The organism is Variovorax sp. 01T432 (genome assembly GCF_056398605.1).
Window position 1 is genome coordinate 1 of the sequence record NZ_JBFTPS010000009.1, and the last position, 13369, is coordinate 13369.

The 13369-nt window shown below is 69.3% G+C and carries 14 protein-coding genes; 8 read left to right on the plus strand and 6 right to left on the minus strand.

Features of this window, described 5'->3' with window-relative positions; all coding sequences use genetic code 11:
- Positions 1–208: 208 nt before the first annotated feature.
- The 3 genes from AC1DNF_RS09480 to AC1DNF_RS09490 are packed head-to-tail and all read left to right on the plus strand — an operon-like array spanning position 209 to position 1225.
- Positions 209–502 (plus strand): cupin domain-containing protein, encoded by a 294-nt coding sequence (locus AC1DNF_RS09480; protein WP_478148320.1) that lies wholly within the window; start codon positions 209–211, stop codon positions 500–502.
- The gene (locus AC1DNF_RS09485; RefSeq protein WP_478148321.1) at positions 462–860 is read left to right on the plus strand and encodes a helix-turn-helix domain-containing protein; all 399 of its coding nucleotides are present in this window, start codon (positions 462–464) and stop codon (positions 858–860) included. The genes AC1DNF_RS09480 and AC1DNF_RS09485 overlap by 41 nt, the downstream gene beginning before the upstream one ends.
- A 17-nt stretch (positions 861–877) precedes the next feature.
- Entirely contained in the window at positions 878–1225 is a 348-nt protein-coding gene (locus AC1DNF_RS09490; RefSeq protein ID WP_478148322.1) for a hypothetical protein, read from the plus strand.
- Between the two features lie 48 nt (positions 1226–1273).
- Here AC1DNF_RS09490 and AC1DNF_RS09495 read toward each other — a convergent pair whose 3' ends face one another.
- The gene (locus tag AC1DNF_RS09495) at positions 1274–1651 is read right to left on the minus strand and encodes a hypothetical protein (protein WP_478148323.1); all 378 of its coding nucleotides are present in this window, start codon (positions 1649–1651) and stop codon (positions 1274–1276) included.
- Positions 1652–1893: 242 nt separating this feature from the next.
- Here AC1DNF_RS09495 and AC1DNF_RS09500 point away from each other — a divergent pair, with 242 nt between their 5' ends.
- The 3 genes from AC1DNF_RS09500 to AC1DNF_RS09510 are packed head-to-tail and all read left to right on the plus strand — an operon-like array spanning position 1894 to position 3811.
- A complete protein-coding gene (locus tag AC1DNF_RS09500) occupies positions 1894–2325 on the plus strand; it encodes an enolase C-terminal domain-like protein (RefSeq protein WP_478148324.1) in 432 nt (143 codons plus the stop codon).
- Positions 2253–2747 (plus strand): enolase C-terminal domain-like protein, encoded by a 495-nt coding sequence (locus AC1DNF_RS09505; protein ID WP_478148325.1) that lies wholly within the window; start codon positions 2253–2255, stop codon positions 2745–2747. Before AC1DNF_RS09500 ends, AC1DNF_RS09505 begins: the two co-directional genes overlap by 73 nt.
- A 26-nt stretch (positions 2748–2773) precedes the next feature.
- Positions 2774–3811: an L-idonate 5-dehydrogenase gene (locus tag AC1DNF_RS09510; protein WP_478148326.1), complete on the plus strand. Its 1038-nt coding sequence runs from the start codon at positions 2774–2776 to the stop codon at positions 3809–3811.
- Between the two features lie 206 nt (positions 3812–4017).
- Here AC1DNF_RS09510 and AC1DNF_RS09515 read toward each other — a convergent pair whose 3' ends face one another.
- Together AC1DNF_RS09515 and AC1DNF_RS09520 are read right to left on the minus strand one after the other, a co-directional pair.
- Positions 4018–4158, minus strand: coding sequence for a hypothetical protein (locus AC1DNF_RS09515; protein WP_478148327.1), 141 nt, complete (start codon positions 4156–4158; stop codon positions 4018–4020).
- 108 nt (positions 4159–4266) lie between these two features.
- Positions 4267–5055, minus strand: a complete 789-nt coding sequence (locus tag AC1DNF_RS09520; protein ID WP_478148328.1) for an SDR family NAD(P)-dependent oxidoreductase — start codon at positions 5053–5055, stop codon at positions 4267–4269.
- A 134-nt stretch (positions 5056–5189) separates the two neighbouring features.
- Here AC1DNF_RS09520 and AC1DNF_RS09525 point away from each other — a divergent pair, with 134 nt between their 5' ends.
- Entirely contained in the window at positions 5190–6200 is a 1011-nt protein-coding gene (locus AC1DNF_RS09525; protein WP_478148329.1) for a TRAP transporter substrate-binding protein, read from the plus strand.
- Positions 6197–8032, plus strand: a complete 1836-nt coding sequence (locus tag AC1DNF_RS09530; protein ID WP_478148330.1) for a TRAP transporter large permease — start codon at positions 6197–6199, stop codon at positions 8030–8032. The genes AC1DNF_RS09525 and AC1DNF_RS09530 overlap by 4 nt, the downstream gene beginning before the upstream one ends.
- A gap of 13 nt (positions 8033–8045) precedes the next feature.
- Here the strand turns inward: AC1DNF_RS09530 and mctP are convergent, their stop codons facing one another.
- From mctP to AC1DNF_RS09545, 3 genes are all read right to left on the minus strand, one after another.
- Positions 8046–9551, minus strand: a complete 1506-nt coding sequence (mctP, locus tag AC1DNF_RS09535; RefSeq protein ID WP_478148331.1) for a monocarboxylate uptake permease MctP — start codon at positions 9549–9551, stop codon at positions 8046–8048.
- On the minus strand, positions 9551–9730 hold the full coding sequence (locus AC1DNF_RS09540; protein ID WP_478148332.1) for a DUF3311 domain-containing protein: 180 nt from the start codon (positions 9728–9730) through the stop codon (positions 9551–9553). The genes mctP and AC1DNF_RS09540 overlap by 1 nt, the downstream gene beginning before the upstream one ends.
- Positions 9731–9887: 157 nt before the next feature.
- The gene (locus AC1DNF_RS09545) at positions 9888–13355 is read right to left on the minus strand and encodes an AAA family ATPase (protein ID WP_478148333.1); all 3468 of its coding nucleotides are present in this window, start codon (positions 13353–13355) and stop codon (positions 9888–9890) included.
- Positions 13356–13369: the final 14 nt, after the last annotated feature.

Consider the following 13369-nt stretch of genomic DNA (forward strand, 5'->3'; position numbering starts at 1 on the left):
GAGCAGCGCAGCGGCAGGCGGATAAGGGCACGTGCTGTTTGAGCGAAGCGAGTTTGCACGTGACCCCGCCTGACGCGAGCAGCGCAGGGGACCCCGAAGGGGCGGTGACGTCGGCCAGCCAAGGGCACACCGCCCGCCACCGCACCCCCGAACCCAAGGCCACGTTCCCAACTTCGCGCTGTACGGCACCGAGGCGCAGCCTTCGTGGATGGACCTCGTGCATTTCGAGCGCATTCCGGAGCGATCCGGCCCGCACAACTGGGAGATCGAGCCGCACTTCCATGACGCGCTGATCCAGGTGCTCTACCCGATCAGCGGCGGCGGCGAGACCTTCATCGACGGGCGCAAGTGGACGCTGCAGACGCCCTGCCTCATCGTCGCGCCGGCGCGCTCGGTGCATGGCTTTCGCTGGACGATCGGCGATGTCGATGGGCCGGTGGTCACGGCCGCGCGCGCTGTTCGTGCAGATCGCGCGCATCAGCCAGACCGCGCGAAGCGATGAAGACGTGCCGCGGTCGCGAACGGCCAGGCAGGTCGAACGCTTCCGCACCCTGCTCGACGAGCACTGCCGCGAGCGCGTGCCGGTGGAGCGCTATGCGCGCGAACTCGGCGTGACGGCGGGCCAGCTCACGCGCATGTGCCGCGAGGTGATGGGCATGTCGACGCTCGACGCGATCAATGCGCGCGTGGTGCACGAGGCGCAGCGCGAGCTGGTCTATTCATCGCTCAGCATCAAGCAGATCGCGGCGGAGCTGGGCTTCGAGGACGAGGCCTACTTCGGCCGTTTCTTCAAGAAGCAGACGGGCTTGCGGCCGACGGAATTCCGCGGCAACGCGCGTCGTGAGCTGACGCGCGCCTGAGGCTCATACGAACTGCCTTGCCAGCAAGGCCGGGCGCGCGTGATGGTCGAGCGGCCGCGCGCGACCTCGAATCGCGGAAGTCGCAGCGGCGGCTTGATCAATTCGAGGTCGAGCTCGCGGGCCAGCACGGCGGCGAGCGGCGAGCGCAGCGTCACCACGGCATCCGTATGCTTGGCAACCACGGCCGCGGCAGTGAAGCCGGGCACGCGCACCGTGAAGTGGGCCGGGATCGCGGCTTCCAGCGCATGCCCGGTCAATTCAACGCCGTGGCCCGTGCCCGACGACGAGACCAGCACGTGCTGCTCGGCCGCGAAATCCTCCAGCGTGGGTTCCGTCGCGAGGCGCGGGTGGCGGTCGCTGGTTAACCCGCGACCCGGCCCGCCCTGAAACGAAAAAGCCCTGGCTGTTTCCAGTCAGGGCAAGAAGGCCGGTGGTCGACCTTGGAGAAACGGTACCTCCCTTAGGTTTTTGAACCGAGCCCAAGTTCCCCGATGCATCGCGACCGTCGGAATCGATACGCCGTGCCGCTGCGCGATCCGCTGCAGTTGCGCGAGCAGGTGCTGCAACAGGTCCCAGCCGTCGAAATCATCGATGATGAGCTTGTACTTGACCAGCGAGCGGTTCTCCAGCGGCTGGGCGGGTTCGCTCGCGCCGAGCCAGCGCTCCGACAGGAAGCCGCCGGCCACGCTGCCGTAGCACTTCGCGGCACTGCTGCAGTTCGTGTCGGACCAGTATCCCGCGTGGACCGTCGGCCTGGCCGCGGGCACGGGATTCCTGCTGGCGCTGGGCATTGCTGGCGCCCTTCGCGGCGAACTTCTGGGCCACGGCCGTGCCGCAGCGGGAGGCGGGCTTGATCGCGATGGCCATCAACGACGCGACCACGATCCGCCGCGATCGCGCTGGGCTTGCAGGACCCCAGCCTGGCAGACATTGCGGCACCCGGCATGCCGGTCTCGGCGGTCCGGGCAACCCAAACCACAGGATAGGGTCGGCGCGGGACGAAGTCCGATGCCGATGTCAGGCCAGATCGCGAATGGCCTGCAAGGTCGACGGATCGTCGATGGTCGTCAGGTCGCCGGGATCGCGCTGTTCGCAGACCGCCTGGATCGCCCTGCGCAGCAGCTATGGCGGCGGCGGCTACGGCACGGCGCCGGCTTCCGCCCCGACCGGCGCGCCGGCGGGCGTCTACCTCGATGGCCGGAAGTACATGCGCGACACGCTCAAGCTGTTCGACGGCATTCGCGAGAAGGTGGGGTTCGATGTCGAGCTGTGCCATGACGTGCACGAGCGCCTCAAGCCCGTGGACGCCATCCGCTTCGCGGTCGCGCTCGAGCCATATGCACTGTTCTTCCTCGAGGATGCCATCCCGCTCGAGGAAGGCGGATCCGGCAGTTGCGCGCCAAGACCGTCACGCCGCTTGCGCAGGGCGAACTGTTCAACTACCCCTTCGAGTGGCGCACCTTGATCGCCGACCGGCTGATCGACTACATCCGCGTGCACCTGAGCCAGATCGGCGGCATCACGGCCGGTCGCAAGCTGCAGCTGTTCGCCGAGCAGTACGGCGTGCGCACGGCCTGGCATGGCCCCGGCGACATGTCTCCCCTGGCACACGCGGCCAACATCCACATCGACCTCGCGGCGCGCAATTTCGGCGTTCAGGAGTGGTCGGGCACCGAGCCGCCCAATTTCGTGATCCAGGATCTCAAGGGTCCGCGGGATGCGTTGCTCGATGTCTTCCCCGGCATGCCCGAGTTCAGGAACGGCTTCGTCTACGCGAACCTGGGTGTCGACATCGACGAAAAAGAAGCCGCCAAGTACCCCTGCGAGAACACCGTGACGACCTGGACGCAGACGCGGCTGGTCGACGGCACGCTCCAAACCCCTTGAACATAACCACCACACTGGCACACGACATGGAAGCTCTAGTCATCCACGCTCCCGGCGACCTGCGCGTCGAGACCTTTCCGACCGCCGAGGTCCAGCGCGACCAGATGCGGGTACGGGTGCGCTGCGGCGGCATCTGCGGCTCGGACCTGCACTACTACCAGCACGGCGGCTTCGGCACCGTGCGCATCCACGAACCGATGGTGCTGGGCCACGAAGTCGCCGGCGTGATCGACGCCGTCGGACCCGACGTGACCGCCTTCAAGGCCGGCCAGCGTGTCGCCATCAGCCCGAGCCGCCCCTGCGGCCTCTGCCGCTTCTGCCAGGAAGGCCTGCAGAACCACTGCCTGGACATGCGCTACTACGGCAGCGCCATGCGCAATCCGCACGTGCAGGGCGCCTTCCGCCAGGAAATCGTCATCGAGCAATACCAGGCGCACCTGCTGGCGGATTCGCTGAGCGACGCCGAAGGCGCGATGGCCGAACCGCTCTCCGTGGCGCTGCACGGCATGCGCCGGGCGGGCGACCTGCTGGGCAAGAAGGTGCTGATCACCGGTTGCGGGCCCATCGGCGCGCTGGCCATCATCGCGGCCCGGCGCGCCGGCGCCGCGCACATCGTGGCGACCGACGTCGGAGCCCATTCCCTCACCAAGGCCTTGCAGGTCGGCGCGGACGAGGTGGTGAACGTCGCCGACCAGCCCGACGGCCTGGCTCGCTACGCCGTCGACAAGGGCCAGTTCGACGTGCTTTTCGAGGCGAGCGGTAACGAGCGCGCGCTGCGCGGCGCCTTCAACGTGCTGCGCCCGCGCGGCATCATCGTTCAACTCGGGTTGAGCGGCGGCGAGATCACGCTGCCTGTCAACACGATCGTCGCGAAGGAATTCGATCTGCGCGGCGTCTTCCGCTTCCACCAGGAATTCGCAGTCGCCGTCGAGCTGCTGAACAAGGGGCTGGTGAACGTCAAGCCAGTGATCTCCGCCACGCTGTCCTACCGGGACTCGGCCCGCGCCTTCGCACTGGCGGCAGACCGCTCGCAGGCCATGAAGGTGCTCTTGAACTTCGATTGATCCGGGAGACTTCCGGTCGCGATCGCTTCGCGCAGCGCCCACGCATCCTGCCGGCTGGATGCGTCGAAGTACACATGGGCGTGCCAGTGGCGGATGAGTGAAGGATTCAAGAGGGTCATGGTCGATGCAAGCTCAGGCGCCGCGCTTCCGGCCGCTGGCAGCCGGGCGCGTGCGGCCGATGCCCGCCGGTCTCTGCCAGGACATCGTCAGACGTCGACGTTCTGGTACTGCTCGATCTGACACGCATAGGTACCTGGCTGGGTCGAGCAGACCGAACTGCCCTGGGGCAGGGTGCCCGCACAGCCGGCCAGGATGCACAGGATCATTGCGCTCGCCAACTTGAACATGATGCCTCCGGACGACAGGTGCCACGGCCCGTCTCGGCCCAATTTTGCGCTTGCGCGGCGCGCGGGGGCATGGGCGCACCGCCCGCCGACGCGCCACCGTATCCGGAGTCAGACCGAGCGCCGCCGCAAGGTGGGCAGGCCGACCCCGGCGGCGTCGAAGCCACCATCCACCGCGATCACCTGGCCATTGATGAAGCTCGCCGCGGGACTGCAGAGGAAGCCGACCGTCTCCGCCATCTCTTCCGTCGTCCCATAGCGCCCGAGCGGAATGGTGTCGTAATAGTCCGAGCGAATGGCCACGCTGTGCACCAGCTTGGCCATCTCCGTATCGACCGGCCCCGGCGCGATCGCATTCACGCGGATGCCGGCGTTGCCCAACTCGACGGCCTGCTGCTTGGTGAGATGGATGAGCGCGGCCTTGCTGGTGCCATAGGCCACCCGCAGCGTGCTCGCCCGCAGGCCCGAGATGGATGCGATGTTGACCACCGCGCCGCCGCCCGTCTTCAGCATCACCGGAGCGCACGCCTGCGTGCAGAGAAAGGCCCCATCGAGGTTGACGCTCAGCACGCTGCGCCACTCCTCGAAGGAGGTCTCGCCGATCGGCTTGAACACCGCGATGCCCGCGTTGTTGACCAGCGCGTCGATGCGCCCGAAGCGCGAAACCACCGCTTCGACGCCGGTGCGCACGCCCTCGGGATCGGAGACGTCGCGGTGCAGCGCGAACACGTCGTCGGGCCGCGCCAGCGCCGCCGCCGCGGGCTCCAGCGTCTCGCGGTCGATGTCCAGCAGCACGATGCGCCAGCCGCGGGCAAGGAACCAGCGCCCGATCTCGAGGCCGATGCCGCGAGCGCCGCCGGTGACGACGGCGACGCGTGAGGGGGTTGAGGATGCGTTCATATGTCTACTCCAGCAAATCGGGGAGCCGGAAGCCGGCGGGTGCTTTTTTTCCAGTGTATCTGCGGCGCGCCGGCCGGGCCCACCCCTATACTCGCGCCCCGAGAGCGGACCCATCCACCAGAAGGAGACAAAGAATGAATTTCACGCGACGCCAGATCCTGGCCGCCAGCGGCGCTTCGGCCCTGGGCCTTCCCGCCAGCCAGGCCTTCGCCCAGAAGGCCGAGTTCACCTACAAGTACGCGAACAACCTGCCCGTCGCGCACCCCATGAACATCCGGGCCAAGGAAATGGCCGACGCCATTCGCGCCGACACCAAGGGCCGCGTCGACATCCAGATCTACCCCAACAACCAGCTCGGCTCCGACACCGACATGCTCAGCCAGCTGCGCTCGGGCGGCATCGAGTTCTTCACCCTCTCGGGCCTGATCCTCTCGACGCTGGTGCCGGCGGCATCGATCAGCGGCATCGGATTCGCGTTCAAGGACTACGCCGCCGTGTGGAAGTCCATGGACGGCGATCTCGGCGCCTACATCCGCGCCCAGATCGCGAAGGCGAACCTGGTGGCCATGGACAAGATCTGGGACAACGGATTCCGCCAGATCACCTCGTCGAGCAAGCCCATCGCGACGCCCGAGGACATGAAGGGCTTCAAGATCCGCGTGCCGGTGTCGCCGCTGTGGACTTCGATGTTCAAGGCGCTCGAGGCGTCCCCGGCCTCCATCAACTTCGCCGAGGTCTACTCCGCGCTGCAGACGCGCATCGTCGACGGCCAGGAGAACCCGCTCGCCATCATCGCGACGGCCAAGCTCTACGAGGTGCAGAAGTACTGCTCCCTGACCAACCACATGTGGGACGGCTTCTGGTTCCTCGCCAACAAGCGCGCCTGGGACAAGCTCCCGCCGGACCTGCAAACCATCGTCGCCCGGCACGTCAACGATGCCGGCATGAAGGAGCGCGCCGACGTCGCCGAACTCAACGCCAGCCTGCAGAAGGAACTCGCCGGCAAGGGGCTGACGTTCAATCAACCCGACGCGGCGGCCTTCCGGGCTCAGCTGCGCAAGGCAGGCTTCTACTCGGAGTGGAAGTCCAAATACGGCGACGAGGCTTGGGCGCTGCTCGAAGGCGGCGCCGGCAAACTGGCGTGAGTGCCGCCAGGAGCGGCCTGGCGCGGCTGGAGGCCGCGCTGGGCTGGCTGGTCGAAGTCCCGGCCGCGCTGCTGGTGACGGCCGACATCGTCGTGCTGCTTGCCGGCGTCGTCGCGCGCTTCGTGCTCCATCGCCCCCTCGTCTGGTCCGACGAGCTGGCTTCGATCCTGTTCGTCTGGCTGGCGATGCTCGGCGCCGTGATCGCGCTGCGGCGCGGCGAGCACATGCGCATGACCGCGCTGGTCACCAGGTTCTCGCCCGCGGGGCGGGAGGTGTTCGAGGCGGTCGCGACCTGTGCCGCCCTCGCCTTCCTGGCGATGGTGGCCTGGCCGGCCTGGCAGTATGCGGCCGACGAGGGCGCCATCACGACACCCGCGCTCGAGATCTCCAACGTCTGGCGCGCGGCGGCGCTGCCGGCGGGCATCATCCTGATGGCCGTCTTCTCGCTGCTGCGGCTGCTTCGCACCGCGCAGATGCGCCCGGCGCTGCAGGCGGTGGCGATCGTGGTCGTGCTGATCGCCGCCTTCTGGTTCGGGCGCTCCGCCTTCGAGGACCTGGGGCGGCTCAATCTCCTGATCTTCTTCGTCGGCGTCGCCGCGGGGAGCGTGTTCGCCGGCATCCCCATCGCCTTCGCCTTCGGGCTCGGCACCTTCGGCTATGTGGCGCTGGGCACCGGGGCACCCCTGCCCGTCATCGTCGGGCGCATGGACGAAGGCATGTCGCACCTGATCCTGCTGGCGGTGCCGCTGTTCGTCTTTCTCGGCCTGCTCATCGAGATGACCGGCATGGCGCGCGCGATGGTGGCCTTTCTGGCCAGCCTGCTCGGGCATGTGCGCGGCGGGCTGTCCTATGTGCTGATCGGCGCGATGTACCTCGTCTCGGGCATCTCCGGCTCCAAGGCGGCCGACATGGCCGCCGTCGCGCCCGCGCTGTTCCCCGAGATGAGAAAGCGCGGCGCGCACGACGGCGAACTGGTCGCCCTGCTGGCGGCCACCGGCGCGCAGACCGAGACCGTGCCGCCGAGCCTGGTGCTGATCGCGATCGGCTCGGCCACCGGGGTGTCGATCGCGGCGCTCTTCACCGGCGGCCTGCTGCCGGCCATCGTGCTGGGCGTGGGACTGTGCATCGTGGTCTATCGGCGAAACCGCGACGAGGACGTGAGCCAGGCGCCGCGCCAGCCATGGCGCGAGATCGGTCGCCTGTTCGCCATCGCATTGCCCGCCATCGCGCTGCCCTTCGTCATCCGCGCCGCGGTGGTCGAGGGCGTGGCGACCGCCACCGAGGTGTCGACCATCGGCATCGCCTATGCGATCGTCATCGGGCTGCTGCTCTACCGCCAGTTCGACTGGCGTCGCCTGGCGCCCATGCTGGTCAGCACCGCGTCGCTCTCGGGCGCGATCCTGCTCATCATCGGCACGGCCACGGCGATGGCATGGGGGCTCACGCAGTCGGGCTTCTCCGGCTGGCTCGCGAGCTCGATGTCGAACCTCCCGGGCGGTGCCCCGACCTTCCTGGCGGTGTCGATCCTCGCCTTCGTGGTGCTCGGCTCGGTGCTGGAGGGCATTCCGGCCATCGTGCTGTTCGGGCCGCTGCTGTTTCCGATCGCGCGCGCGATGGGCGTGCACGAGGTGCATTACGCGATGGTCGCCACCCTCTCGATGGGGCTCGGCTTGTTCGCGCCGCCGCTGGGGGTGGGCTTCTATGCGGCTTGCGCCATCGCCCGCGTCCACCCCGACCACGCGATCAAGCCGATGGTCGGCTACATGCTGGCGCTGCTGGCCGGCATCGCGGTGATCGCGGCCTTCCCGTGGCTGTCGATCGGCTTTCTCTGATCGACCGAAGGCGCTAGCGCGTGCGCGCCAGCACCGGCGCCTCGCGCAAGGGCGAGCCCTTGAACACCAGCTGCACCAGCACGGCCACCACCACGTTGAGCGCGAAGGCGACCAGCCCGGTGTAGAGCGAGAAGCTGTCGCCGCCGACGACGAAGGTGTGCACAGGCTTGATGCCGTCGGAGAAGGCGAGCCAGCTGCCGCACACCATGCCGGCGGCCCAGCCGGTGAGCAGCGCGGGCGCCCTGAACCAGCGGAAGAACAGGCCGAACACCACCGCCGGGAAGGTCTGCAGGATCCACAAGCCGCCCAGCAACTGCAGGTCGAGCGCGAACTGCGTCGGCAGGAACAGGATGAAGATCAGCGCGCCGATCTTGACCACCAGCGAGACGATCTTCGCCACCTTGGCCTCGCCCGCGGAGGAGATGTCCGGCTGCACGTAGGCCTTCCAGAAATTGCGGGTGAACAGGTTGGCCGCGCCGATGGACATCACCGCCGCCGGCACCAGCGCGCCGATGGCGATGGCCGCGAACGCGAAACCCGCGAACCATGGGGGGAAGAGCGCATTGAAGAGCGCCGGCACCACGTCGTTGTTGCTCTTCACGCTCAGGTGGGCCGCATAGGCCATGTAGCCCAGCACCGCGATCAGCCCCAGCAGCACCGTGTAGGCCGGCAGGAAGACGGCGTTCTTGCGGATGGTGTTGGCGCTCCGGGCCGCGAAGATGCCGGTCAGCGTGTGCGGGTACATGAAGGCGGCCATGGCCGAGCCCAGGGCCAGGCTGGCGAAGGGCAGCATCTGCGCGGGCTTGAGCGTGAGGCCGGTCGCCCCGCCCTTGGCGGCGAAGGCCTCGCCGGCCGCATGGAACACGCTGCCGTAGCCGCCGAGCTTCATCGGCACCAGCACCACCGCCACCAGCACCACGATGTAGATCATCAGGTCCTTGACGAAGGCGATGAGCGCCGGCGCGCGCAGGCCGGCCGAGTAGGTGTAGAGCGCAAGAATCACGAAGGCCGCCGCCAGCGGCAGCTCGCCCGTGAGGCCCAGGGCCTTGATGACGACCTCCATGCCGACCAGCTGCAGCGCGATGTAGGGCATGGTCGCGAAGACGCCCGTGACCGCGACGGCGAGTTCGAGGGCGCGGTTGCCATAGCGGCCGTACACCACGTCGGCCGCCGTCACGTGTCCGGCGCGCTGCGCCGAGTGCCAGAGCTTGGGCATGATGAAGAAGACGATGGGGTACACGAGGATCGTGTAGGGCAGCGCGAAGAAGCCATAGGCGCCGACCGCGTAGACCAGCGCGGGAACGGCGATCACCGTATAGGCGGTGTAGAAGTCGCCGCCCACGAGGAACCAGGTGATCCAGGTGCCGAAGTTGCGGCCGCCCAGGCCCCACTCGTCGAGATGCGCCTCCCTGGCCTTGCCGCCGGTCTGCCAGCGCGAGGCCGCGAAGCCCATCACGGTGACGAGAACGAAGAAGAAGATGAAGACCGCGAGCGCCGTCCAGTGGATTTCGCCGTTCATCATTCGTCTCCCTCATCGTAGGCATGCCGGTAGACGATCCAGATCAGGAGCGCCGTGATCGGAACCCAGACCAGCTGATACCAGTAGAAGAAGGGAAAGCCGAAGAGCGAAGGGGTTTCGCTGTTATAGAACGGCAGCCATAGAAGCCCGATGAAGGGCAGCAGGAGCAGGAATCGCATACGCTGTCTTCCTCTGGTGTGTTGTTATGGGAGTGCGCGTTTATAGGACGGCGGGCGCCCGGGCGCAGCTCGGAGCGGGCTTGCCCCTTCGGGAGGTCTTGTCTTTGAAAGCCGCGGGACGAGGCGGCGGACCTTGTGCTTGGCCGTGCGAAAGCGGCTACAGCGCGACGATGTTCACATCGCTTCCGAACACCGCCCGCACGCTCGGCACCAGGTGGTCGTGGTGGCTCAGGAAGATCACCTGCGTCTTCTCCGAGAGTTCGGCGAGGGCTTCCAGGCCCGCCGTCGCGCGCGGGTCGTCGTAGTTGATGAAGAGGTCGTCGGCGATGAAGGGCATCGCATGGCTCTGGGCCAGGTGCATCTCCAGTGCCGCCAGGCGCAGCGCCAGGTAGAGCTGGTCGCGCGTGCCGTCGCTCATGCCCGCGATGCCGACCACCTGCCCGTCGGCGCGCAAGCCGTTGAGCGTCAGCGGCTCGCTGTCGAAATCCACCGAGAGCTTCTGGAACGAGCCGCGCGTGAGCCCCGCGAAGATGGCGCCGGCGCGCCCGAGCATGGGGCCCTGCCGCGTCTCGCGGTAACGGTCGATGGCCCATTTGAGCAGGCGCGAGGCGGTGTGGACCTGCACGTAGCGCTCGGCCGCGTTCGCCATCGCGGCCAGGGCGCTCTGGCGCTCCGATTCGGCGCGGGCGGCGTCGTCCTGGCCGGCGATGCGCGCAAGCAGCGCCTGGGCCTGGGTGAGCTGCACGGTCAGCGCATCCTGCTCCTGGCGCACGGCGTCGAGCTGCAGGCCGAGGTCGGCCATGAGCGCCGGGATCTGCGCGGCATCGGTGGCGCTCACCTCGGCTTCCAGCGTCGCGATGTCGAGGCCGTCGCCGCCCTCCTCCACCGCGCGTTGCGCCGCGGCCAGGTCGAGGGCGAGCTGCCGGCGCCGGTCGGACAGCACGATCATCTCGCGCAGGGCATCGGGGTCGGCCACCCGCGCGAGCCGCATCAAGGGCAGCAGCGTGGCGCGGGCGCGCGCCACCCGGGCGCCGGCGGCGAAGGCGTCGGCCTCGCGCGCGGCCAGTTCGTCGCGCAGGCGGTCGGCTTCCTTGCGTTCCTCGCTGGCCTTCGCGAGCCTCGCATTCAGTTCGACGACGGCGGCGCCCGCTTCCAGCCCGGCCAGGTCCGGCGCGGCGGCAGCGAGGGCCAGCGCGACTTCGCGCTCGAAATCCGCCAGGTCCTGGCGCATCGCATCGACACGGCTCTCGCGCAGCTCGCGGATGGCGGCGAGCTGGGCGTCGATGGCCGCGATGGCGCCCAGTGCGCTTTCCGCGACCGCCACATCCACCACGTCGGCCGAGTCCGGCGCGCCGATGCGCTCGATGGCCGCGCGCCAGTCGGCTTCCCAGGCGGCGAAGTCCTCGCGCGCCGCGAGCGCCACGTCGGTCTGGCCAGCGAGCGCGGAGGCCAGCAACTGCTGTTGCCGCTCGAGTGTTTCCGAACGCGCCCGCGTTTCGGTGGCGCGCTCGACGGCATCGGCCGCGATCAGCATGGTGGCGTCCAATGGCGCCGCCGGATCGAAGGCGATGCCCGCGCCGGCGAGCGCGCAGCCCAGTTCCACGGCGACGGCCGCGAGCGCATCGCGCGTGGCGGCAAGCGCGCGTTCGGCATCGTCGCGCGCGTCCTCGGCGCGCAGCACCCGCTCCCGCGCGGCCCGCCAGGCCTCGATGTCCTGCAGCGGCAGGCCGGCCAGGCCGAGCGCGTCGGTCAGGCGGCGCCAGTCGGCGTCCATCGCGTCGCGCTCGGCCTCCTGGGCCGTCTTGCGGCGGGCCGTGTCCGCGGCCTGCAATTGCAGGCGCTCCAGCGCGTCGAGCCGGGACTGGAGTTCGCTCGCCTCTTGCGCCTTGTCGTGCCGCTGGTCGGCCACCTCGTCGGCGGCGCCGAGACGGGCCTCGAAGTCCGAGGCGGCGTCCTGCAATGGGCGCTCACCGGACCGGATGGCGCTCCACACCGCATCGCGCGCGGCGCGCGCGGCCTGGAGTTCCGCCAGGCCGACGGGGCGGTTGGCCTTGCGGTACTGGGCGATGTCGAGCTGCTGCAGCGCGAGCTCGGCCTCCAGCTCGGCCCGCCGGGTGCCCAGCGCCTTCAGGCCCAGCTCGATGTCGGTCTGGCGCTGCCGCCGGTCGCGTATCGCGGCTTCGGTGGGGAGCACGAGCGCGCGCAGGGCGGGCAGATCCGGCGTCCACGCGCCCAGGCCGCGCCATGCGGCTTCGAGTTCGCGTTCGCATTTCTGGAGCTGGGTCTGGTCGCGCGCCAGGCCGGCCTTGGGGTCACCCAGCGCCCGGGCGGCGGCCAGCGCGGCGCGCACGGCCGGCGGCACGCTGGACACGGCAAGCGCCTGTCTCTGGGCCGCCAGCGAGGACGCCTCGGCCGCCTTGTCCGCCAGGGCGGCATCGGCGGCGCGCCGCGACTGGTCGAGCACCGGAAAGCGCTTGATCAGGCCCGCCACCGCCGCGCGCAGCGGCAGCGCCGGCAGGCGCCTGGCGAGGACTTCCTCGGTCGTGACGGGCCAGCCCAGCTCGCGCGCGAGTCTCTCCGCCTGCTGCCAGTGCACCGAGATTTCGAGCTGGCGGCGCTCGATGTCGCGCGCATGGTTGCGCACCTGCTGGCGCCGGTCGGCCAGCAGCAGGATGTCGGCGGCATGGCGCAGCAGGGCGTCGTCCGGGTGAAGCTGTTGCAGCTGCTCGCGGGTCTTCGCGGCCTGCGCCTCGAAGAGCACGCAGTCGCGCTCGGCGCCGGCAAGTTCCAGTTCGGTCTGGGTCAGTTGAGACGCGGCATCGGCGGGCAGCAGCACGACCTCGCCCAGGGCCCGGAGCTCGGCCTGCCGCTCGCGCAGCTGGTGCAGGGGCGACGCGACGCGGCGCACGCGCTCCAGGCGCATGCGCTCGGTCTCGAAGGCGCGGTAGCGCTCGCGCGACTTCGCCCGCAGGGCTTGCAGCTCCTCGACGCCGCGCTGCGCCTCGACCCAGTCCTTGGTGCGCACCGTCGCCGCCTTCAGCGCGGCCTCGGCCTGCGCCAGCTGGTCGCTGGCGATGTAGTACGCCCGCTCGCCGGAACGCCGCCGCGCCCACAGGCTGTCGGCCTCGGCCACCAGCTGCTCGCGCACCGCCCCCAGGCTGCCGATGCCGGCGGCCGACTGGAAGAGGATCTGGCCGATGTCGTTGGAACTCCTGAGGATGTCCTCGCCGCCGGCCACCAGCCGCGTGTGGTCGAGCCCGAACATCTGGTCGAAGAAACCGCGATCGGTGCCGTCGAGGAAGCTGCCCAGCGCCGTATCGGCGAGCACCTTGCCCTCGGCGTCCAGCAAGGACTTGGCGCGGGCCTTGGTGCGGACGAAGGCCAGCGCGGCGCCGCCCTGCTCCAGCGTGGCGCCCAGGCGCATCTCGGCCTTGGCATGCAGGAAGTCGTAGGTCGAGCGCGTCTCGATGCCGTAGAGCAGGTCGAGGATGGCGCTGCGCGTGGTGGACTTGCCCGCTTCGTTGGCGCCCACGATGAGGTGGAAGTCGCGCGCGCTCGGCGGGAAGGCCAGGCTGCGGTCGGTGAACTTGCCGTAACGCAGCAGGTCGAGTTGTCGGATGCGCATGGGGTTCCGCGGAT

Bases quoted from the DNA above. Each gene is read 5' to 3' on its own strand.
- AC1DNF_RS09480 (WP_478148320.1), top strand. From the start codon at position 209: ATGGACCTCGTGCATTTCGAGCGCATTCCGGAGCGATCCGGCCCGCAC.
- AC1DNF_RS09495 (WP_478148323.1), bottom strand. From the start codon at position 1,651: ATGCCCAGCGCCAGCAGGAATCCCGTGCCCGCGGCCAGGCCGACGGTC.
- AC1DNF_RS09500 (WP_478148324.1), top strand. From the start codon at position 1,894: ATGGCCTGCAAGGTCGACGGATCGTCGATGGTCGTCAGGTCGCCGGGA.
- AC1DNF_RS09510 (WP_478148326.1), top strand. From the start codon at position 2,774: ATGGAAGCTCTAGTCATCCACGCTCCCGGCGACCTGCGCGTCGAGACC.
- AC1DNF_RS09515 (WP_478148327.1), bottom strand. From the start codon at position 4,158: ATGTTCAAGTTGGCGAGCGCAATGATCCTGTGCATCCTGGCCGGCTGT.
- AC1DNF_RS09520 (WP_478148328.1), bottom strand. From the start codon at position 5,055: ATGAACGCATCCTCAACCCCCTCACGCGTCGCCGTCGTCACCGGCGGC.
- AC1DNF_RS09525 (WP_478148329.1), top strand. From the start codon at position 5,190: ATGAATTTCACGCGACGCCAGATCCTGGCCGCCAGCGGCGCTTCGGCC.
- mctP (WP_478148331.1), bottom strand. From the start codon at position 9,551: ATGAACGGCGAAATCCACTGGACGGCGCTCGCGGTCTTCATCTTCTTC.
- AC1DNF_RS09540 (WP_478148332.1), bottom strand. From the start codon at position 9,730: ATGCGATTCCTGCTCCTGCTGCCCTTCATCGGGCTTCTATGGCTGCCG.
- AC1DNF_RS09545 (WP_478148333.1), bottom strand. From the start codon at position 13,355: ATGCGCATCCGACAACTCGACCTGCTGCGTTACGGCAAGTTCACCGAC.